The 20,356-nt window shown below is 69.0% G+C and carries 18 protein-coding genes; 10 read left to right on the plus strand and 8 right to left on the minus strand.

The genetic code is table 11. The annotated features are described in order from the left end of the window. Positions 1-184: 184 nt before the first annotated feature. Together ftsH and folE are read left to right on the plus strand one after the other, a co-directional pair. The gene (gene ftsH, locus ACFY3L_RS47990; protein ID WP_389340446.1) at positions 185-2,188 is read left to right on the plus strand and encodes an ATP-dependent zinc metalloprotease FtsH; all 2,004 of its coding nucleotides are present in this window, start codon (positions 185-187) and stop codon (positions 2,186-2,188) included. A gap of 59 nt (positions 2,189-2,247) precedes the next feature. Beyond that, positions 2,248-2,898, plus strand: a complete 651-nt coding sequence (gene folE / locus ACFY3L_RS47995; RefSeq protein ID WP_389340448.1) for a GTP cyclohydrolase I FolE — start codon at positions 2,248-2,250, stop codon at positions 2,896-2,898. Positions 2,899-3,161: 263 nt separating this feature from the next. Here folE and ACFY3L_RS48000 read toward each other — a convergent pair whose 3' ends face one another. Next, positions 3,162-5,285, minus strand: coding sequence for a hypothetical protein (locus ACFY3L_RS48000; protein WP_389340450.1), 2,124 nt, complete (start codon positions 5,283-5,285; stop codon positions 3,162-3,164). 219 nt (positions 5,286-5,504) lie between these two features. On the opposite strand from ACFY3L_RS48000, the gene ACFY3L_RS48005 reads away from it, so the two are divergent. Further along, positions 5,505-6,122 (plus strand): hypothetical protein, encoded by a 618-nt coding sequence (locus ACFY3L_RS48005; protein ID WP_389340452.1) that lies wholly within the window; start codon positions 5,505-5,507, stop codon positions 6,120-6,122. Here ACFY3L_RS48005 and ACFY3L_RS48010 read toward each other — a convergent pair whose 3' ends face one another. The 7 genes from ACFY3L_RS48010 to ACFY3L_RS48040 are packed head-to-tail and all read right to left on the minus strand — an operon-like array spanning position 6,123 to position 14,787. Then, complete coding sequence (locus ACFY3L_RS48010; protein WP_389340454.1) at positions 6,123-6,749, minus strand: hypothetical protein; 627 nt, start codon at positions 6,747-6,749, stop codon at positions 6,123-6,125. Continuing rightward, positions 6,746-7,888, minus strand: coding sequence for a M23 family metallopeptidase (locus ACFY3L_RS48015; RefSeq protein WP_389340456.1), 1,143 nt, complete (start codon positions 7,886-7,888; stop codon positions 6,746-6,748). Before ACFY3L_RS48015 ends, ACFY3L_RS48010 begins: the two co-directional genes overlap by 4 nt. Continuing rightward, entirely contained in the window at positions 7,885-8,427 is a 543-nt protein-coding gene (locus tag ACFY3L_RS48020; RefSeq protein ID WP_389340458.1) for a hypothetical protein, read from the minus strand. Before ACFY3L_RS48020 ends, ACFY3L_RS48015 begins: the two co-directional genes overlap by 4 nt. A 6-nt stretch (positions 8,428-8,433) precedes the next feature. Further along, entirely contained in the window at positions 8,434-10,365 is a 1,932-nt protein-coding gene (locus ACFY3L_RS48025) for an MFS transporter (RefSeq protein WP_389340514.1), read from the minus strand. A 23-nt stretch (positions 10,366-10,388) separates the two neighbouring features. Further along, positions 10,389-14,045: an ATP-binding protein gene (locus ACFY3L_RS48030; protein ID WP_389340460.1), complete on the minus strand. Its 3,657-nt coding sequence runs from the start codon at positions 14,043-14,045 to the stop codon at positions 10,389-10,391. After that, complete coding sequence (locus ACFY3L_RS48035; RefSeq protein ID WP_327006656.1) at positions 14,042-14,416, minus strand: hypothetical protein; 375 nt, start codon at positions 14,414-14,416, stop codon at positions 14,042-14,044. The genes ACFY3L_RS48030 and ACFY3L_RS48035 overlap by 4 nt, the downstream gene beginning before the upstream one ends. Before the next feature lie 59 nt (positions 14,417-14,475). Beyond that, positions 14,476-14,787: a hypothetical protein gene (locus ACFY3L_RS48040; protein WP_389340516.1), complete on the minus strand. Its 312-nt coding sequence runs from the start codon at positions 14,785-14,787 to the stop codon at positions 14,476-14,478. 341 nt (positions 14,788-15,128) lie between these two features. On the opposite strand from ACFY3L_RS48040, the gene folP reads away from it, so the two are divergent. From folP to ACFY3L_RS48075, 7 genes are all read left to right on the plus strand, one after another. After that, complete coding sequence (folP, locus tag ACFY3L_RS48045) at positions 15,129-15,926, plus strand: dihydropteroate synthase (RefSeq protein WP_389340517.1); 798 nt, start codon at positions 15,129-15,131, stop codon at positions 15,924-15,926. A 20-nt stretch (positions 15,927-15,946) separates the two neighbouring features. Beyond that, positions 15,947-16,312, plus strand: coding sequence for a dihydroneopterin aldolase (folB, locus tag ACFY3L_RS48050; RefSeq protein WP_389340462.1), 366 nt, complete (start codon positions 15,947-15,949; stop codon positions 16,310-16,312). Further along, a complete protein-coding gene (gene folK, locus ACFY3L_RS48055; RefSeq protein ID WP_389340464.1) occupies positions 16,309-16,830 on the plus strand; it encodes a 2-amino-4-hydroxy-6-hydroxymethyldihydropteridine diphosphokinase in 522 nt (173 codons plus the stop codon). The genes folB and folK overlap by 4 nt, the downstream gene beginning before the upstream one ends. Before the next feature lie 66 nt (positions 16,831-16,896). Beyond that, positions 16,897-17,418, plus strand: a complete 522-nt coding sequence (locus ACFY3L_RS48060) for a DUF3180 domain-containing protein (protein WP_389340519.1) — start codon at positions 16,897-16,899, stop codon at positions 17,416-17,418. A 110-nt stretch (positions 17,419-17,528) separates the two neighbouring features. Then, on the plus strand, positions 17,529-18,902 hold the full coding sequence (locus ACFY3L_RS48065) for an ABC transporter permease (RefSeq protein ID WP_389340466.1): 1,374 nt from the start codon (positions 17,529-17,531) through the stop codon (positions 18,900-18,902). 638 nt (positions 18,903-19,540) lie between these two features. Then, on the plus strand, positions 19,541-19,828 hold the full coding sequence (locus tag ACFY3L_RS48070; RefSeq protein ID WP_389340468.1) for a hypothetical protein: 288 nt from the start codon (positions 19,541-19,543) through the stop codon (positions 19,826-19,828). Between the two features lie 48 nt (positions 19,829-19,876). Then, the gene (locus ACFY3L_RS48075; RefSeq protein ID WP_389340470.1) at positions 19,877-20,350 is read left to right on the plus strand and encodes a hypothetical protein; all 474 of its coding nucleotides are present in this window, start codon (positions 19,877-19,879) and stop codon (positions 20,348-20,350) included. The last annotated feature ends 6 nt before the right edge of the window (positions 20,351-20,356 follow it).

A 20,356-nucleotide genomic window follows, 5' to 3' on the forward strand; every position in this document is an offset into this window, starting at 1 on the left:
AGCATCTCCGTCCCGGCCCACGCCGATCCGCGACTGTCGGTGCCACGGTGTACCGTCAAATGGTCGCAAGCGTCAACTAGGCCATTCTGTCGACGCTTTCGACATCGCGTCGGCACAGTGGGTCCGGCGCGGTCAGCGGTCTTACGGATGGAGGGGCCGGGCGCCGCGCGCGCTCGACGACAACATGGAACGTACCCGTTTGTTCCGCCGGCCGGTGGTCTGGATCCTTGTGGTGATCATCGGTGCGATCATCCTCAGTTCCCTCTTCACGTCCGGCCCCAGTTACACAAAGGCGGACACATCGCAGGTGCTTGCCTTGTTGCGCGAGGGCAAGGCCAAGAAGGCGGTGATTCAGGACAAGGAGCAGACGCTCAAACTTGACCTGAGGGCGAAGGAGTCGATCAAGGGTTCCAAGACCGACAAGGTCGAGACCCAGTTCACCGCCCGGTCGGCCGACGAGCTGCAGAACGAGCTCAACGAGCTGCAGGCGACGAAGAAGATCGACCAGTACAACGTCAATGTCACGCAGGACAACATCTTCGTCAGCCTGCTGATCAACCTGCTGCCGATCGCGGTGCTGGTCGTGCTCCTGCTGCTCTTCATGTCGCAGATGCAGGGCGGCGGCTCGCGGGTGCTCAACTTCGGCAAGTCGAAGGCCAAGCTGATCTCCAAGGACACGCCGAAGACGACCTTCGCCGACGTGGCCGGCTCCGACGAGGCCGTCGAAGAGCTGCACGAGATCAAGGACTTCCTGCAGGCACCGGCGAAGTACCAGGCCCTCGGCGCCAAGATCCCGAAGGGTGTCCTGCTCTACGGCCCGCCCGGCACCGGTAAGACGCTGCTGGCCCGCGCCGTCGCAGGCGAGGCCGGCGTGCCGTTCTACTCGATCTCCGGCTCGGACTTCGTCGAGATGTTCGTCGGTGTCGGTGCCTCCCGGGTCCGTGACCTGTTCGAGCAGGCCAAGGCCAACGCGCCCGCCATCGTCTTCGTCGACGAGATCGACGCCGTCGGCCGTCACCGCGGCGCCGGCATGGGCGGCGGGCACGACGAGCGCGAGCAGACGCTCAACCAGCTCCTCGTCGAGATGGACGGCTTCGACACCAAGGGCGGCGTGATCCTGATCGCCGCGACCAACCGGCCCGACATCCTCGACCCCGCGCTGCTGCGCCCGGGCCGCTTCGACCGGCAGATCGCTGTCGACCGGCCCGACATGGAGGGTCGCAAGGCCATCCTCCGGGTGCACGCGAAGGGCAAGCCCTTCACGCCCGACGTCGACCTCGACTCGGTCGCCCGCCGCACGCCCGGCTTCACCGGCGCGGACCTGGCCAACGTCATCAACGAGGCGGCGCTGCTCACCGCCCGCAGCGAGAAGCGTGCGATCACCAACGACTACCTCGAAGAGGCCATCGACCGCGTGATCGCCGGCCCCGAGCGGCGCACCCGCATCATGAGCGACCACGAGAAGAAGGTCACCGCCTACCACGAGGGTGGCCACGCGCTGGTCGCCTGGGCGCTGCCGCACTCGGCGCCGGTGCACAAGGTGACGATCCTGTCCCGTGGCCGCTCGCTGGGGCACACGCTGGTCCTGCCGACCGAGGACAAGTACACGCAGACCCGCTCCGAGATGATCGACACCCTGGCCTACGCGCTGGGTGGCCGGGCCGCCGAGGAGCTCGTCTTCCACGAGCCGACCACCGGCGCCGGCAACGACATCGAGAAGGCGACCGCCCTCGCCCGCTCCATGATCACGGAGTACGGCATGAGCGCCAAGCTCGGCGCCGTCAAGTACGGAGTGGGCGACGGCGAGCCGTTCCTCGGCCGCACCATGGGCCACGAGCGGGACTACTCGGAGAAGGTCGCGGCCGAGATCGACGGCGAGATGCGTGCCCTTATCGAGATCGCGCACGACGAGGCGTGGGAGATCCTGGTCGAGTACCGGGACGTCCTGGACCAGATCGTCGAGGAGCTGTTCGAGAAGGAGACCATCTCGCAGAACGACATGGCGCGCATCTGCGCCCGCGTCGTGAAGCGGCCGCCGATGGCTCCGTACAGCGGCAACGGCCGCCGGCGGAGGGCCCTGGAGGCCGGCGCCAACGGCGCCGAGGTCGGGACGCCTGTCGGGGTGAACGGCGACGGTGACCACGTGCGGATCACCAGCGGCGGCGAGACCACGGACGGCAAGAACTGAACGAGATCAGCAGCACCGAACCCGACGCCGATGACGACGGCGTCGGGTTCGGTGTATCCATGGAGCCCTTCAACGGTGGCGATCTCGACCACGTGGCCGCCCGCCTCGTCAGCGGGAAGCTCGGCGGCGTGGAGGTCGAGCGCAACGTCGACCTGAAGCGCATCGAGGCCGCCGTCCGCGAGATCCTCATCGCCGTCGGCGAGGACCCCGACCGCGACGGGCTGCGCAAGACGCCCGCCCGGGTCGCGCGGGCCTATGCCGAGCTCTTCGCCGGGCTGCGCGTCGACCCCGCCAAGGTGCTCTCCACGACCTTCGAGGCGGACCACGAGGAGCTCGTGCTCGTCCGCGACATCGAGGTCATGTCGATGTGCGAGCACCACCTGCTGCCGTTCCACGGGGTCGCGCACATCGGCTACATCCCGGGGCACGACGGCCGTATCACCGGGCTGTCGAAGCTGGCGCGGCTGGTCGAGGTGTATGCCCGGCGGCCGCAGGTGCAGGAGCGGCTCACCGCGCAGATCGCCGACCTGCTGATGGAGGAGCTCAACCCGCGCGGCGTCATCGTGGTCATCGAGTGCGCCCACATGTGCATGTCAATGCGGGGCATTCAGAAGGGCGGCTCGCGCACGATCACGTCTGCGGTCCGCGGCCTGCTCCGCGACGACGCCAAGTCCCGCGCCGAGGCGATGTCGCTGATTCTGAGCGGCTGACGTCAGGTGCTGCTGAGCCCGGTCGCCGGTTGGCGGCCGGGCTTTCGTCTTCCCACGGGGTGCTGACCGCTTGCGGCCTCCCGGCTGTCGGGCCGGCGTCTTGCTTCGTCTTGGGCCGGCGTCTCGCTTTGCTCTTGGGCCGGCGTCTTGCTTCGTCTTGGGCTGGCGTCTCGCTTCGCTCTGGGCCGGCGTCTTGCTTCGTCTTGGGCTGGCGTCTCGCTTCGCTCTGGGCCGGCGTCTTGCTTCGCCGTCGTCTGGCGGTGTCAGCCCAGGAAGAGCACGGCGGCGAAGACAATCATGGGGATCAGGGCGAGGAGGCTGATCGCCATGCCCATGACGGGCGTTCTGGACGTCGGGCGGCGGGTCGTCGCGCCGATCGTCAGCCAGCCCAGGGCGAAGGCGAGGGCCGGCAGTACCAGAGCGCACGGCAGCGCGAGGATGCTGATCTCATCGAAACGCTCGCCCGCCAGCAGCGTCGGCACCTGGACGATCGCGGCGATCACGGCGAACGTGAAATAGATCGCGGCGTTGATCCAGGCCCTGGTGCCGGAGGCGGTGTCGGACCTGCCGGGGGCGGCCAGCGCCGCCTCAGACTGCTTCAGACCGGCCGCCGCCACGCGGAGGGCATGGGACACCCTCCCCGGTAGGGATTCGGGCGCTGGGGGGCTTACAGGGCGCACAGCGCCAGCCCCGGTCGCGCCGCCCGGCACGGAGACCGGCACGCCGCTGACGGCGGCCGGGCGCACGGGACCGCCGCTGACCTGAGCCGGGTGCTTCGCCGGCGCCGGCCCCTGACCCGGGCTGTGCGGACGGGCCGGGACGCCGCTGACCGGGGGACGGTAGACGGGCTGGGCGCCGGTGGAACCGTTCAGCGCGCCGCCCGGGGGACGGTAGGTGGGCTGGGCGCCGGTAGGGCCGTTCAGTGCGGTGCCCGGGGGTCGGTAGGTCGGCTGGGCGCCGGTGGGACCGTTCAGCGCGCCCGGGTAGGCCTGGTACGGGCCCATGATCGCGCCCGTGTTGCCGGCGGTGCTGCCCATGTACAGGTTGCCCGTCACCGGCGGGACCGCGCTCGGACTCGCGGACCCGGACGGCGCTGGTGGCCCGCTCACCGGGACCGTCGTGGCCGCGCGGGGGGCCTGCTGCGGAGCGCTCCTGCGGCGGCCGGCCGCCTGGGCCGCCCCCGTCAGCACCGAAGCCGCGGTCTGCGTCTCCTGCCAGCTCGGCACCATCTCGAACGGGCGGCCACCGACCTCGCGGGCGACCTCCGCCAGGTACGCCTGGTGGTGGGCGAGCTTCGCCCGTATCGCGGCGAGGTCATCGCGAGCGGCCTTCAGCGCCGCCTTGTGCTCCGCGACGATGGCGATCACCTCGCGCCGGACCGCGTCCAGCCGCTGCCCGGCGGCGACGTAGTTGAGCCAGGCGGTGCGGCTCGGCTCACCGACCGGGGCGGGTGGCGTGGTCCAGGGGCCGACAAGTTGGGCGCAGACTCGTCGTACCAGATCCACGGGCGGATCCGGGTCGAGGTACACCGGAGCGTTGAGCCTTCCGGGAATGACGCCGGTGCCTGAGAACGTCGCGCCCGGCGGGTCACCCACCCAGGCATGCGGGTTGCGGATCGCGATCTGCGTCGCGTGCGGCAGCGGTGCCTGCGTGGTCTCCGCCGTCAGCGGCGGCGGCGGCCAGCCGGCGGCGATCAGGTGCAGCCGGCCCGCCGGACCCGCGTGCGCCAGCCCCGCGATCCTGGCGAGGTCCCGGCCCTCCGTCAGCTCCGGCAGCGACGCGATCACGATCAGCAGCGTCGGCCCCGCATCGTCCGAGCGGGCGGCGAGCCAGTGCTCGCCTTCGTCCAGTACCGCGCGAAGACCCTCCGCATCGGTCGCCGGCGGCGGCATGACGGACTCGATCCCGGCGAACCAACCGAACGTGGACCCTTCCTCGACCGCGTCCACCGCGCGAATCCGCACCGATCCCGGCGGCGACGAAGCCAGCAGCCGCAGCACCAAACTGCGCAGCAACCCCGCGACCCGGCTGTCCCTCGCATCGGCGTCGATGGCGATGTGCCCCGCCCGAAGCAACGGCACCACCACCGGGAACCGCGCGTCGTCCAACGGATGCGCCTGCCCGATCCGCACGAACGTCGGCGGCAGCGGCCCCCCGAGCGGCGTGCTGGGCGAGAGCGCGTCCAGCTGCGCCCCGAGCCAGCCGGGCGCCAGCAGGTTCGCGTCGGCCCGCAGCTCGGCGGTCAGGTCGTGCTGCTCCGCGTACTGCTCCGTCGGCGCCGCGCTCGGCGAGTAACCATCGAGGATCGGCCCAGCGGCGGCGACCAGCGCAGCGGTGTGCCGGTGCAGCGCAGCCGCTCGCTCGATCCGTGCCCGCAGCCGTGCCACCGTGCCCCTTTCCGCCCGCTCCGATCCAGCAGATGCCGGAACGGTAACGCAGACCGCGGAAGCAGTCAGTAGGCGCACTGGGACTCTTGTGTTCCCGCAGGTGACCGCCACACCCTCCCAACCACACCCCACCCCTTCGCGATCTTGCACCCACCGCCACCGATTCCTAAGTACGCGCGGAGCGTGCCAGTCTCGATGCGGCCCGATAGCCTCTGAACCGTGGACGCATCGAAGCCGAACGAGCCAAACCTCGATCAGGGCAGGTCGATCCCCAGATCCCGCCCCGGCAACGACGAGGTCCTCGAAGGCGAGATCATCGGCAAGGACGAGCCCCTCGGCCGCCCGGCCCCCACCCCGCCCGCCAATCCCCCGAAGCGAGGCCTCGGCTTCCGCAAGACCCTGCTCCTTGTGATAGCCATAGCCGCCGCCGGCCTCTGCCTAGGCGGTTCAATCACCGCATACATCCTGTACGACAAAGCCACCGCCCCCGACCGCAGCACCCCCGAAGGCGTTCTCGAGCAATACCTCAACGCAAAATTCAACACCAGAGATAACATTCGTGCAGGAGTGTTCCAATGCTCATCGGCTGATCTCAACGACGTCGACGCAGCACTTGACGAGGTTAAGCAACTGGAGGCCAGGTTCTCGACGAATATCACCGTTAGGCCTGCAACTTTCACCGTATCCGCGACGGAGAAGCAGGCAACCGTGGATTCGGTGCTTCATGTAGTGATCCCTGAAGCGAGCGGTCAGCAGTCTGTTTCGGAGCAGGCCTGGAAATTCGAATTACGTAAAGACTCGAGCTGGAGGCTATGTAAAGCCACAAAACTTCACTGACTATTCGAGCCAGAGTAGATGGATCGGCAGCTCGAGCGTCTTCGGTGATTGTCCGCTCCATGCCCACCGGTACCAGTCCAACTCCTTACAGACCCGCACGCAGATGTCACCCTCAGCGCTGTTGTAAGGCTCTGTCACCGCTCGAAGGTCCCGCTCGTCCCTTCCGGCCTTATTGTCAGGACCGGGGATGCGTACAACGCGGAGTCCGGTAACCATCTCAAAGTCTCGAATCCGTCGAGGGGGTCGTGGTGGCGGCACGTCAAGCGAAACAAGGCGCTCCACTAGATCCGGACGCCGCTCGACGTGGATCACAGCCGAAGACGTCTGCTCTACCCACACCCGCTCGATCGGCACCAGTGGCGCAAAGACTTCGGTCCGTTCCGCTTCGGCTCTGTACCATTCTTGCTCCGGCAACACCGGCACATAGGTCCGGCTGGCTTGAACCACCGCGTCGTCGACCCGTAGATCACCGCGCCAGCCGAGACCCGGCATGCCAACCACCGCCCGATGTCCGCGGAGGTCACGGACGGAAGCGGCAGGCACCAGTTCGATGCCCGCAGGAGTTCGTTCGGTACCACCAGCAATCAGATCCCAGTCGGGTAGATCGTCGCTCGGGAAACCGCTCACGGCTCTCCTCCGAGTGGCGCCCCCATCATCTGCATGAACTGCACTGGATCTACCGCGCCGTTCTTGCTTGAGTCGCTGTTCCGGTGCGTCTCGAAGTGCACATGAGGACCCGAAGAATGCCCAGTCGTGCCCGAGAGTCCGATTTCCTGGCCGGGTGCGACACTTTGGCCGACCACGACGCTCGGCTGTTTCACCATGTGGCAGTACCGGGTGATGATGCCGTTGGCATGTAGAATGTCGACGAACCAGCCGCACCCACGGACGGATGGTGAACCATCACGGTCGCATCCCCACGGTTTGCCATTCGGTCCGATTGCGTCGCAGCGCACCTTGATGACACGCCCCGCCGCCGCGGCGTGGATGACAGTCCCTCGTGGAACGATGAGATCGACGCCCTGGTGAGTTGGGCGGGATGCGGTCCGAAACCCTGATCCCACCTTTCCCTTGACCGGTGCAGTCCAGCCGGATGCGGCAATCTGGCCGGCGTTGACGCATTGCAGGTCGGTCTGGTCCCCGACCGCTCGGGCGGCGCCACCGGTCAAAGAGTTGACCACTGTCGAGGCCAGTTCCTCATGCTTTGCATAGGCATTGGGGTACGCGCTGCGCTGCACCTTCTGGGCGGCGCGCGTCAGGCTCATGGTCTGCCAGCCGGGGATCGTTACCAGCTTCTCGTAGAACTTCCGCGACGCGTACTTCGGATCCATGATCTGCTCGGGTGTGCCCCAGCCGGTGCTGGGTCGCTGTTGGAAGAGCCCGAGTGAGTCGTGGTCATTGCGAGCGCCCAAATTTGGCAGGTTCCGAAGCCATGACTCCTGCATCGCCGTCGCGACGGCGATTACCCATCCCCGCGGCGGCACATTGAGATCCTGCCCGACCCGCACGATGATCGCCGCATTACGCACCTGCTCTGGGCCGAGCCTGCGATGGTTCGGCATTTCTGCCGCTACGTCGACAAGCTTCCCGTTGCCGCAGCCAGAATCATAGGTGACGGTCTTGTTCGCTGCGTCGAGGAAAAACGACACCACGCCGCCACCGCAGCACACCAGAATCAGCACCGCGGCGAGCGCAACGAGCAGCGCGGGGCGAAGCCTCCGTTGCCCGCCTTCACCATGCTCGCCGGCCGTATCGAAGTCCGTCACGCCACCTCCCAGTCCAGCGAGGTGACCTGCCAGCGGCCACCGATGGCCTCGAGCTGCAGGATGATGGTTCCGCCATCAGCTGGGACTTTGGCGGTAGCGACCTGTCCGAAGTCCTCCACGACCGTAGGGCCGGTAATCGTAGCGGCAGGGACATCGTTCGGATCCGTGTCGGTCAGGTCTTCCAACAGTTCGTTCGTCGCATCTGGCTTCAACCCGTCCCGCCACTGGGCGCCGGACATACCGGGCTTGCGCAGCCAGGCCTTCGCGAATCGAGTGGCCACCGTGCTCGCGTCGGCAGTTCCATTGCTCAGAGACGGTGCCGCCGAACTCGGCTCCTCCACGACGCCGTCGTCACCGAGCGAGTTGTACGGGTCCGGCGTCGTCGTTACGGGAGCGACGGTCGGTCCGAGGGCGTCGTTGCCGGTCCCGTCATCGTCTGTGAAGACTGTACGGCCGAACCCCACGACGATCAGCACAACGACGATCAGGACCATGGCGATCCCGTACCGCGTGCCGAGTAGACGCAGAACCGTACGCATTGACGCTCACCCCGGCAGGCTCGCCGACTCCGGCCGTCGCGCCGGTGACCGGTCCGACGTGGACCGCTCGGAGTCGGGTCGATAAATCGAATACGACGGCGCGGTCTCTTGCGGCAAGTCGGGCTCTTCCCACGTCGGCTCCCGCCGCCGACGCTGCGGGCCGTCCTGCCGCGTCGGCCGCTCCTCGGAACGCGTCCGCTCGCCACCCCCGCCGACCGTCACGACGTCCTCGTCCCGCGCCTCCGGCCGTTGTTCCGGCCGCTGGGATCCCGGCAGGCTCTCCCCCCGTTGCCGCGGCTCATTTGTTCCACCGGCGTCAACGACCTTCAGCGCCGCAGCCTGCCGCACGTCCCGCAAGAACAAGCGGTGCCAACTGCCAGCGGATGTAATGGCCCGAGTGGAATCCTTCCCACCGAGCTGCGTGATCCGCCGGTAAGGCCGCAGCAACAACCAGCCGACAACTCCAGTCAACCAGATAAGCAAAACCTGCAGCCACCCAGCCAAAGAGGCCGTGCCCAGAATCAACGTTACCGCAAAAAGGTAAATTGCGGATCCGGATCCGAATATGATGATATTGAACATTGCGGCGATCACCGCATTGCCAAGTCGCCGCAGTCCGGCATTAGCGGGCCTGAGGAGTCCGACGGTTCCAAGTATTGGTGACGCGATCACAGCCCATCGGAAGATTAGGAATCCGAGTATGACCAGCACTGAGGCGGTGATGTCAAAGAGCGCAAAGAACAGAGCAGAGAGAATTGCCAGGAAGCCCGCTCCGATGCGATCCATGCCCTTGCTGCCTTGCAAGTGTTCATAGGCCTCGGGATCCTCGGTTCTAATTTGCTCTGCGATCCGCTTCCATCGTTGTTGCTTCTGTTCCGTGAGGACCTTGCGTTCGTTGGACTGGATCGCAGGCCCCGGGCGTTGGAGCCGAATTCGCTCCTCCTCCGCCTCGCGTGCGCGTTGTTCGGCCGCGCGTATGCGAGTGATCTCGTCCCAGCTAAAGGACTTCGAGTCATAAAGTGCAGGTCCATACTTCTCGGCGGTTACGCTGTCCGCAGAACCAAGGGCGCCGCGCAGCCAATTTCGATACAGCAATCCATCGACGACCGTGTCGCTAGCTCGTACCGCTGGCGCGCGCCTGTCGACGCAGGCGGACGGGTCTGGATTGCGGCACCGGTCCGGAGTGATACTCTCATCTGGAGGTCCTACTGCGCTGTGTATTACTGCGAGACCGTTGATGAGCGTCCTATCTGCCAGGCTGGCAGATAGCTTTGGCCAAGAAGCTATTGCGGTGATCAAGACCATTACGAAAATTGCCCAACCGGCTGTCGTAACTGCGGTTGAAAGGTCCGCCTGTCGTGATCGCCAGAGTAGGTAAAGTCCAACGATTGCAACGGTGACCGCCCCGAATGCGGTAAAAACTTTCGTATAAACCGCTTTGGTTGCGTTTTCGACCAGTGGATCTGCCCAGCCCCACATGTATGTCGGGTCCCATGCGCGCTCCCGTAGTGCATTGGATGCCCCGGTTATAGAGGTGGCAACGAGGAATTCGCCGTTTGCGATCGTATTCTCGAATTCGGCACTTGGATTGGTTACAACAGAGGCGCACTTCAAGTCGTAGGTAGTAAAATCGTATCCGGCGTATCCGTATTCGCTGTAACGGAACAGGAGTCGAGGACCTGTGGCCGATTCTGGTCGCGAGGCAAACCAACCGGCCATTCCAGAGTCTGGAGCGCCCGGCGTCGGGGCGTCCAAGCAGCTCACTCGTGACTGAACATCTACCTGCAGTCGGTCCGCGCAGTTCTGGAAGTTGCTGGGGACTCGCCACTCCTGGACGGAGCAAAGGCCGCCTTCTGGTGCGCGGACTGGGGTAGGGGCGGCGGCGGCTGGGGAGACTGGGCCGGCGAAGAGGGTTGCCAGGGCGGCGACGATGACCACGGCTGCGTGCACGGGCAGGCGTCTCACCGGTCGACCTCCGAGTCGTCGTCGTGGATGTCCACGATCTCGCCGCCGACGGTGTCGCCGGTTGGGGCGCTGCCTGGGGTCGTGTCGAGGTAGCGCAGGAGGTCGCGGACGTACGAGACGTCGACGCGGACCTTCTGGACCCTGCCGTCGACGTCGCGCATGACGAACTCCCGGAAGCCGAGGCGCGAGGACGAGGACGTGTCGACCTGAGAGAGGGCGGCCAAGGTTTGTTCGTAGCCGACGTCGGTCGGGACGCGCAGGAGGCGGAGGGCCTCGGCCGCGATCTCGGAGTCCTCGGCGATGCGGCCGACGAAGACGGTGGAGACCAGGTTCTGCACGTCCAGGCCGAGGATGTCGCGAGGGTTCTGGGAGGCGACCAGGGCGGCCAGGTTCCACTTGCGGGAGTCGCGGGCGAGGCGGACCAGGAAGGAGCGGCCGGAGCGCCAGCCTTCCATGAAGTGGGCCTCGTCCAGGCCGACGAGCTTGCGCTGGGTCATGTCGCCGCCGTAGCAGCGGCGGACGGCCAGGCGGTGGGCGGTGTGCAGCATGGGGAGGGCGAGGGATTCCTCCGCGGACCAGTACTCGCGCTCGATCTTGAGGTCGGGCAGGCGCAGGCCGGCCATGGTGATGACGGTGAGGGTGGCGTCGGCGCCGAGGAGGCCGGCCGGTGGGGTGCCGAAGAAGAGCATGGCGAGGGGCATCTCGGCGGTGTCCAGGAGGAGGTTGCCGAGCTCCAGGGCGTCGTGGTCGCCGGTGTCGCGCAGGGAGCGGATGACGTCTTCCAGGGTCGAGGACTCCTCGGCCGGGACCTGGCGGACGGCGTGGCGGAGCATCGTGGCGGTCGAGGCCTCGCGGGCGACCTGCGGTGGGACCAGCATCATGCAGATGTCCTGCACGAGCATGCGGCGCTCGGCTCGCGCGTTGGAGATGGCGATCTCGAACTCGCGGTCGCCGGAGGGGCCGGGGACGTAGTGGCCGCGCTGCGGGGTGGGGATCAGCGAGTAGGGGGCGAGGGTGCCCTGCTCGGAGCCGGTGAGGTTGAGCACGCGGGAGTACGGCGCCAGCTCCGGCATCGCGCACAGCCTGGCCAGCGGCCCGGAGGGGTCCAGCAGCGTGACCTGCACGCCGCGGCGGGCGTTCAGGTAGCCGAGGGCGCCCATGAGGGTGGACTTGCCACCGCCGGGCTCCGCGACGAAGACGGCGAGGCCGGAGCGCTCGCGCACCTCCATCGGGAAGTGCAGGTCGAGGAAGACGGGGCGGCGGGAGGTGCCGGCGGTGCGGCCGATGAGGTCGCCGCGGCGGTCGCCGACGGTGGAGGCGGCCTGGGGGAGGGCGGCGGCGAAGAGCTTCACCGGCATGCGGCGCAGGTAGCCGGTGTTGGCCAGGGGCTCGCCGGGGATGAACTCGCGCGCGAGCCAGTCCTGCTGCTTCGGGTGCTGCAGGGCGATGCGCATCTCGCGGGAGTACATCTGGGTGACCCTGCGGGCGCGCTCCAGGCACTCCTCGCGGGTGCGGCCGCCGACGGCGATGCGGTGCCAGCCGTGCGCGCGCGAGGAGTCGACGGGCAGGCCGGTGCTGATCTCGTCGCCGATGGTGAGGGCGCGCTTGGCGAGCCGCTCCAGCTCGGGCGGGGCGTCGATGCCGTGCTCGCTGTAGTCGGCCTGCTGGGAGCGGATCAGCCGGAGCCGGTGCTCGAGGTTGCGGAACGAGTCGTTGGGGCCGAGGATGTCGATCCGCGAGGAGAGCTCCATCGGCCAGGGCAGCCGCTCGTGGAAGTGCAGCCACGGCTCGTGCCGTTCGGGGATCTCCAGGGGCTCCATGCGGCCGACGGTGAGGACGGCGACGTGCCGCTCCTCGCCGCTGACCCGGTTGACCAGCTTGACGGTCGAGCCGTACGGCGTCCGGTAGCGCTCCACCTGCTCGGTCAGCGCGAGCAGGTCGCCGCGGTCCCAGCCACCGTCCAGCGAGGTGACGTGCGCCGGCGGCGACATGCACAGCGCGACGGAGCGGTAGAGCAGCCACTCCAGCTCGTAGGCGGTGACCCGGCGGCCGCGCATGCCGAACGCGCCGAGCACCTCGTCGAACTGCTCGACGGTCCGCGCCATCCTGCGCCGCTCGGCATCGGCGACGCCGCGGCGGAAGAGGGCGCCGATGCGCTCGGCGAAGGTGTCGCCGAGGGTGCGCCGGGCGAAGGAGATGCCGAGGTACGTCTGGCCCTCGGCGTGGTTGATCGCCAGGAGGTGCTTCTGCGCGGCGACCAGGTGGTCGGTCCACGACGGGCCGGCGCCGGCGGTGGGCAGCGGGAACGGCGTGTTGTTGTCCACCACGCGCGCCCACTGGTCGGCGGGGAACGGCCGGGTCGTGCGGCGCAGGTGCAGGCGGAAGCCGGCGAGGCCGGCGTACTGCTCGGAGATCGCCGACAGCAGCGCCTCACGCTCGGCGTCGGGGCGGAACGCCCAGCGGACCTCGGGCAGCCAGTACCAGGCCGTGACGGTGTTGGGCGTGAACGTCAGATGCCCGGCGATCTCGGTGATCGCCAGGTCGATCGACGGCTGCCGGTCCTTGTGCCGAGGCTTCGGGGTGCGGTCCAGCGGCGTCCGCTTGCCGGTGGGCCGGGCCGCCTGCTTGGGCGGAGGGCTCGAGCGGCGGGCCGGTGGCACCAGGTCCTTGCCGGGCACCAGTTTGCCGTGTGCGGTTTTCCCATTTGTACGACTGCCGCCGTCGCCCGTCCCCGGGGTGGTCAGACGTGGAGAACGATCCGGCGCCTGCCGCTGTGCCGGCCGCTGCCGCTCGGGCGGCGGGCGCTCGCCCGTGCCCGGCCTGCCTGGGAGGCGCGGATATTCGCCGGTGCCCGGCCGTACGGGGAGCCGCGGGTGCTCGCCGCTCCAGTCGAAGGCGTCCAGATGCTCGCCGCTGCGCTCCAGCCGCTCGGCGGCGGTCAGCGGGGCGGACCGGGTGCCCGGGGGAAGCGCGGGAGGCGCCTGCCGCCGCTCAAAAGCCTCCACCTGCCGCCGCTCAGCAGCCTCCACCTGCCGGCGCTCGGCGGCCTCGACCTGCCGCCTCTCGGCGGCTTCGACCTGCCGGCGCTCAGCGGCCTCCATCTGCCGCCGTTCGGCGGCCTCAGCCTGCTGCCGCTCGGCTGCGGCCGCATCCAGCAGCCGCCGCTCAGCGGCATCCACCAGCCGTCGCTCGGCAGGGTCCAGCCGCCGGTCGTACGCGGAGGTCGACGACGGAACGGCAGCCGAAGGAGCAGCGGAGGCGGAAGACGGCAGCGCCTCCGTCCGCGGCACCACCCGCTTCGGCGCCCGCAGGTCCTCGGGGACCCGCCCGGCACCGGACGACGGCGCCGCCGACACCGGGATGCCGGAGATCGGCCGGTTGCCCGGGTCGACGGCCGTCACCCGGTCGCGCGGCCGCCCGCCCGGCGGGTCGTCGAACAGTCCGAGGAACGGCGAGTCGACGTCGGCCGCCGGTGGCGCGCTCGCCGGGCGGTCGGCCGACGGGCCGCGGGCCGGTCCGCGGAACATCGCCACGCGCCCGCCTTCGGCGGCGGCCCGCAGGCCACCATCGTAATCGGACGTGTGCGCAGCGTCGTCATCGACGTCCGGCTGGTTGGAGTAGCCCCCAGTACGGCGGGGAGGCGGGTTGGTCATGCGAGATCACCGGTGAGTTCCGGGCGGATACGCACCCTGGTGGCCACGAGTCGAGCGTCGCGCTGCTCGTGGCTCGGCTCCCGGGTGTGGCGCCAGTCGGTCAGGGCTGTGCGGACCACCATCCGGGCGGGACGATCGGGGTCGACGTAGCGGAAGATCAGTGACGTCGCCACGATCGCGAGGGCGATCTCGTAGGCGGGGAAGTAGTCGACCTGCAGCGTGATCAGGTAACGGATGAACATGAACAGGGGCACCAGGAGCGCGAACACCCCGTACTGCGCATAGGGCAGCTGAATGGGCAGGGTGTAGCCGGGCGGCCCGAGGTAGACCAGGCGGGCCCGGTAGATGTCGTCGTCGGTGCGCAGCCGCATGTCTTGTTCACTCGTCTCAGCAGTGAGGCTCAGCAGTGAGTCCGGAAGGCACGGCAGCTCTAGTTGAAGAGCAGTTTGACGAGCGAGTCGCCGAAGAAGAAGAGCGACGCGGCGCCCGCGACGAAGGCCAACCCGATGATCGCGATGGCCGAGCTGGTCAGCACCCGGGAGACCTCACCCTTGCTGGCCCGGCCGATGAAGATCACGCCGAGCGCCGCGAGAAGGATCGGCACGATCTTCGTGGTGAAGAACTGCAGAATGCCGTCGGTGTTGATCGTCTTCGGTGCGGGTTCGGGCGACGGCGCCAAGGCGATCGCATCAGCGACGCGGGTGGTCTCCCCCCACAACGCCTGGCCGATCTCCAACAACATCATCAGACCTCCCCGGAGGCGCGACGGGCGAGGTGCACGCCGCGCGTTAAGCCTCGCTGATAAGACGACCCGGTCATACGACCCCGGCTGCTGTGTCGCCCTCCAGCGGAACCTTATCCGGGCGTTTGCCCTGCTAATTGCCCATTGTCGGGTTTAACGGTCCGAATAACGTTCACTTGCAGAGAGTACGTTGCAGCCCCCTTTCCAACAAGCTGACTGGTCCGTGATCAGTGTTGCTGATGAGGCGTCTGAGCGGTTACCCCTGGTGGGGGACAGGTGACAGACCGGAGGTGAGTACCTTCATTCAGGTGACGCTCCTTCGCCGTCCTTCCCCCGTGGTCATGGGGGTGCTCAACGTGACCCCGGACAGCTTCTCCGACGGCGGCCGCTACGCCGATCTGGGCGCCGCGGTCGACCACGCCATGCAGATGGTCGCCGAGGGCGCCGACATGATCGACATCGGCGGTGAGAGCACCCGGCCGGGCGCGGACCGGATCGACGCGCGCACCGAGCTCGACCGGGTCCTGCCGGTGATCCGCGAGCTGGCCGCGGCCGGGGTCGTGATGAGCATCGACACCACCCGGGCGGCGGTCGCCGCCGAGGCCGTCGCCGCCGGCGTCGCCCTGGTCAACGACGTTTCCGGAGGGCTCGCCGACCCCGACATGGCGCGCGTGGTCGCCGACGCCGGCTGCCCCTGGGTGCTCATGCACTGGCGCGGCCATTCGCGCAGGATGGCCGATTTGGCCGTTTACGACGATGTCGTCAAAGAGGTGTGCGCCGAATTGCTGGAGCGGGTCGACGAGGCCGTCGCCGCCGGCGTCGCACCCGAACGGCTGATTCTCGACCCCGGGCTGGGCTTCGCGAAGAAGGCCGAGCACACCTGGCGGCTCGCCGCGCACCTGCCGGACCTCATCGGCCTGGGCTACCCCGTGCTGGTCGGATCGAGCCGCAAGTCGCACCTCGGCCGGCTCCTGCAGGCCCCCGACGGCTCCCCGCGCCCGACCGAGGAGCGCGAGGCGGCCACGATCGCCACCACCGTGCTGTCCGTCGCGGCGGGCGCCTGGGGTGTGCGGGTCCACGAGGTCCGTGGGAACGTTGATGCGATCAAGGTGTGGCAGGCCGTACAGGCGGCGCGGTGACGAGCGAGGACGGCAGGGCCATGACGGCTGACCGGATCACCCTGACGGGGTTGCGGGTCCGCGGCAACCACGGCGTGTTCGACTTCGAGCGCCGCGACGGCCAGGACTTCGTGATCGACGTGGTCCTGGAGCTCGACCTCGCCCCCGCCGCAGAGTCCGACGACGTCACCGACACGGTGCACTACGGTGAGCTGGCCGGACGCCTCGCGGAGATCGTCGCGGGCGACCCGGTCAACCTGATCGAGACCCTCGCCCACCGCCTCGCCGGCTCCTGTCTGGAGGATTCGCGGGTACGGGCGGCGACCGTCACCGTGCACAAGCCCCAGGCGCCGATCCCGCACGAGTTCGCCGACGTCGCCGTGACCATCCGGCGGACGAGGCCGTGACCAGGGCCGTGCTGTCGCTCGGCAGCAACCTCGACGACCGCGAGGCCAACCTGCGCGGTGCCGTCACGGGGCTCGGCGACACCGTCCGGGCGATCTCCGGGGTCTACGAGACACCCCCGTGGGGCGACGCCGACCAGCCGCACTACCTCAACGCGGTGCTGCTGGCCGTCGACCCGGACGCGACGCCCCGCGACTGGCTCGACCGCGCCCACCGGCTGGAGGAGGCCGCCGGTCGCGTGCGCGACCCGGAACGGCGCTTCGGCCCGCGTACGCTTGACGTGGACGTCATCGCCGTCTGGGACGACGACGACCGGCCGGTCGTGTCGGACGACCCGGAGCTGATCCTGCCCCACCCGCGGGCGCATCTCCGGGCGTTCGTGCTCCGGCCGTGGCTCGACATCCAGCCCTACGGGCAGGTGCCGGGCCACGGATGGCTGTATGAGCTGGTCCGGGCGGCTCCGGTCGCCGCCGACCTCGCCGATCTGCGCCCGCGGGAAGACATCCACCTCGATTCGTGATCTGGAGCCGAGCCGATGGCCACGCCGCCACCCGACGAACCGAACGCGAACGGACCCAAGGGCCGGATGGAGCCGACCCGGCCGGCCACCCTCGTCATCGCCGCGCTCGCGACCACCGCGCTGGCCTGGATCGGCATCAGCAGCCTGTGGAACAGCCTGCCGACGCTGCCGTGGCTGCCGCCGCTGACGCTGATCGGCCTGGCGATCTTCGAGGGCTTCGAGGCGTACTCGACCCGGAACCGGATCCTCCGCCGGGAGGGCGCCGGACCGCTGCAGCCGCTGGTCATCGCGCGGTACGCGGTGCTCGGCAAGGCGTCCGCACTGGTCGCGGCCCTGTTCGGCGGCCTCTACGTGGGCATGTCGTCGTGGCTGCTGACCCAGCGGGGCGTGCTCGCCAAGGTCTCGGAGAACCTGCCGCAGGCGCTGCTGGGCGTCGCCGCATCGATCGTTCTGCTCGCCGCCGCACTGTGGCTGGAGCGGGCGTGCCGGGTGCCACCCAGCGAGCGCGACAAGGATCTTCCCAGGCAGGGCCGCATGGACGGACGCCGGGAGGGTGATCGCACCGAGGACGAAAGCCTCGATCGATAAAGATCTGGCACAAACGCTGCCGTCTTCCTGGCCCAAAGACTGTCGCGGGTCACAATCCGCGGTTACTGTGCGACGCGTAACCGGTCGTCGGCTGGCAGGAGGCGCGCGCGATGGCGTACGACGACTCGCGGTTCCGCGGTGAGCCCGGGTTCCGGGAGGAGCCCGACTTCCGCTCGGGCGGTGTGCCCGAGGACGCCCCCACGCTCGGGCCCGTCTACGCCCCGGGGTCGTACGCGGCGAACTCCGACTACAGCGTCCCGCCGTCGGAGAGCACGCTGGGCCTCGCCGCCAGGCGCGCCACCCCCAGCGCGGCGCAGCTCGGCGACGTGTTCGACGACCCGGAGCACGGCGAGCCCGGCCGCGACCGGCTGGCGGTCCACGCCCTCTGGGAGATGGTGCTGCTCCTCGCCGCGGTGTCGCTGCTGTACCTGCTGCGCGACGCCCGACCGGAGGCCCTGCGCGGCGCCGAGCTCGAGTCGCTGCTGCTGGCGGGCGCCGAGCTCGGGCTCGTCGGCATCGCGATGGGGCTCACTCTGCGTGCCGGCGCCGCCAACCTGGCGCTCGGCCCGATCGCGTACGCGTCGGCGCTGTTCTTCGCCGACAACTCCGACCGCGGCCTGGCGATGACCGCCGGCATCACCGCCCTCATCGCGCTCGGCGTCGGCGTGGTCATCGCGGTGCTGGTCGTCGGCTTCCACGTGCCCGGCTGGGCGGCCAGCCTCGGCGTCGCGGTCGCGCTCATGGCCTGGATCGCCGACCAGAACGACGAGAAGGTCGTCGCCGGCGCCTACGACCCGCACGACCAGGCCCTCTGGTGGATGCTCGGGGTCGTGCTCGTCGCCGTCGCCGGCAGCGCCATCGGCCTGATCCGGCCGGTCCGCCGCGCGGTCGGCCGTTTCCGCCCGGTCGCCGACCCGGCCCGCCGCCGCGGTGGCGGCGCGGCCACCATCACGGGCTTCGCGATCGCCGGCTCCGCCCTGATCGCCTCCCTCGCCGGTGTGCTGACCGCGCTCGACCAGCGCGAGGTCGCCACCACCCAGAACGGCATGGCCGCCGCCGGGCTCTCCGTCACCGTCCTCGCCCTCGGCGCGGCCCTGGTCGGCGGCACTTCCGTCTACGGCCGCCGCGGCGGCGTGCTCGGCACCGTCCTCGCAGTCGCCGCGATCACGCTGCTGTTCCGGTACTCCACCGCCGAGCAGTGGAACATCGCGCCGCTCGCCGTCGGCGGTGGCGCGATCGCCATCGGACTGGTCGTGACCCGCCTGATCGAGACGTTCGGCCGGCCACGGACCGTGGAGGAGGACGACGTCGAGGAGGAGCAGGTCTGGACGCCGAGCACCTCGACCACCGGCTACGGGTCGAGCCAGGCCGAGCCGTCCAGCGCCTGGTCGGCGTCGCGCACCGGCGGCTGGACCAGCCAGCTGCCGGCCCGCAGCACCGACGAGGACTGGGGCGTCGAGGAGCGCTGGAGCAGCAACCGCTGAACCGCGCCGGCGCCGACCACCGCTGGGTCATATCGGCTCGCCTCCAATTCCGGCACCGCTCTGGAGCGGTTTTGTCGGCTCGTTCCGGTCCCCGGCACCACTCTGGGTCGGTTATGTCGACTCGCTTCGCTCCCCGACATAACCGAAATTTCGGATATGTTCGCGCAGCGGGCATATCTGGGGACGGCTTGCGCGCTTCGCTCCCCGACACCAATGCTGGGTTGGTCGTTGTCGGCTCGCCTCGATCTCCGGCACCACTCTGGAGTGGTCTTGTCGGCTCGCTCCGGTTTCCTAGTACCGCGTGGGCGGTTATGCCGGCTCGGTTCGGTCCCGGCGCCCCTCTGGGTCGGTTGTGTCGACTCGCTCCGGTTTCCGGCACCGCTCTGGAGCGGTTGTTGTCGGCTCGCTTCGCTCCCCGTCATAACCGAAATTTCGGATATGTTCGCGCAGCGGACATATCCGGGGCCGCCTGCGCCAGCCGGGCCTGCGCCAGCCGGGCCTGCGCCAGCCGGGCCTGCGCCAGCCGGGCCTGGGCCACTCGAGCGAGTGCCGTTGGGTCACCGGGTGCGGGCACCGCTGTCGCCGGAGGGTGCGGGCGCGACCGGCGAGGGCGGTGGGCGCATCGCTAAGCTGAGGTCATGACCGACGTCACCCTTGCGGAGCTTGACGCGCTGCCCACCGAGGAGCTTCGCGAACGTGCCTTCGCTCTCGCCCGGCAGCGTCGCGACGTGAAGTTCTTCTGGGACCTCTTCAAGCACGTCACGACCAGCAACGACGACACGCAGGACGGCTGGCTCGGCTCGCTCGACGCCACCGTCGACGACGTCGTGGCGCTGTGGCGAGAGGTCACCGACCACACCTATGGCGAGTCCGAGCCGCTGGTCCGCGCCGCGTTCATCGACTACATCATGTCGCCGGCCAGGTAACTATCGGTACTTGTTTATAGATCGTGTTTCCCGGGACTCATCCGGGGCATGGCAATCACTCGTTCGCGCTACCGCACCGCGTCAAGCGCGGGCATGCTGGTGGCGTTCCTCCTGGTGCTGATCTTCGGCAGCCCCTGGTACGTCGACTGGGTCAACGAGGGTAACCGTGGCCTGTTCCTGGAGACCCTCGCGTGGCCCGCGTGGAACTTCGACACCGACCAGTCGGTGCGTGACCTGCTCGCCGCCGACCTGAAGGCGATCCTGCTGGTCCTGTTCACGGGCGTGTTCATCACACTGCTCGTCGGCGCGCAGCTCGCCAGCGCGCGCGGCACCATCTCGGCGATCCTGACCGGCTGGGCCGCCTACATCTTCGCGGCGGCGCTGGCCGCCCTCATCACCGCGTTCCTGCTGGCGAACGCCTCGATCGGCGGCGCGGTCCTCGCCGCCACCGGTGGCGCCGGATACGGGCTCATCGTCGGCTGGATCATCGGCCTCGCCTCCATGGCCGGCCGCCGGCCCTGAACAGCA

The organism is Dactylosporangium sp. NPDC000521, assembly GCF_042898305.1.
GTDB lineage: Bacteria > Actinomycetota > Actinomycetes > Mycobacteriales > Micromonosporaceae > Dactylosporangium.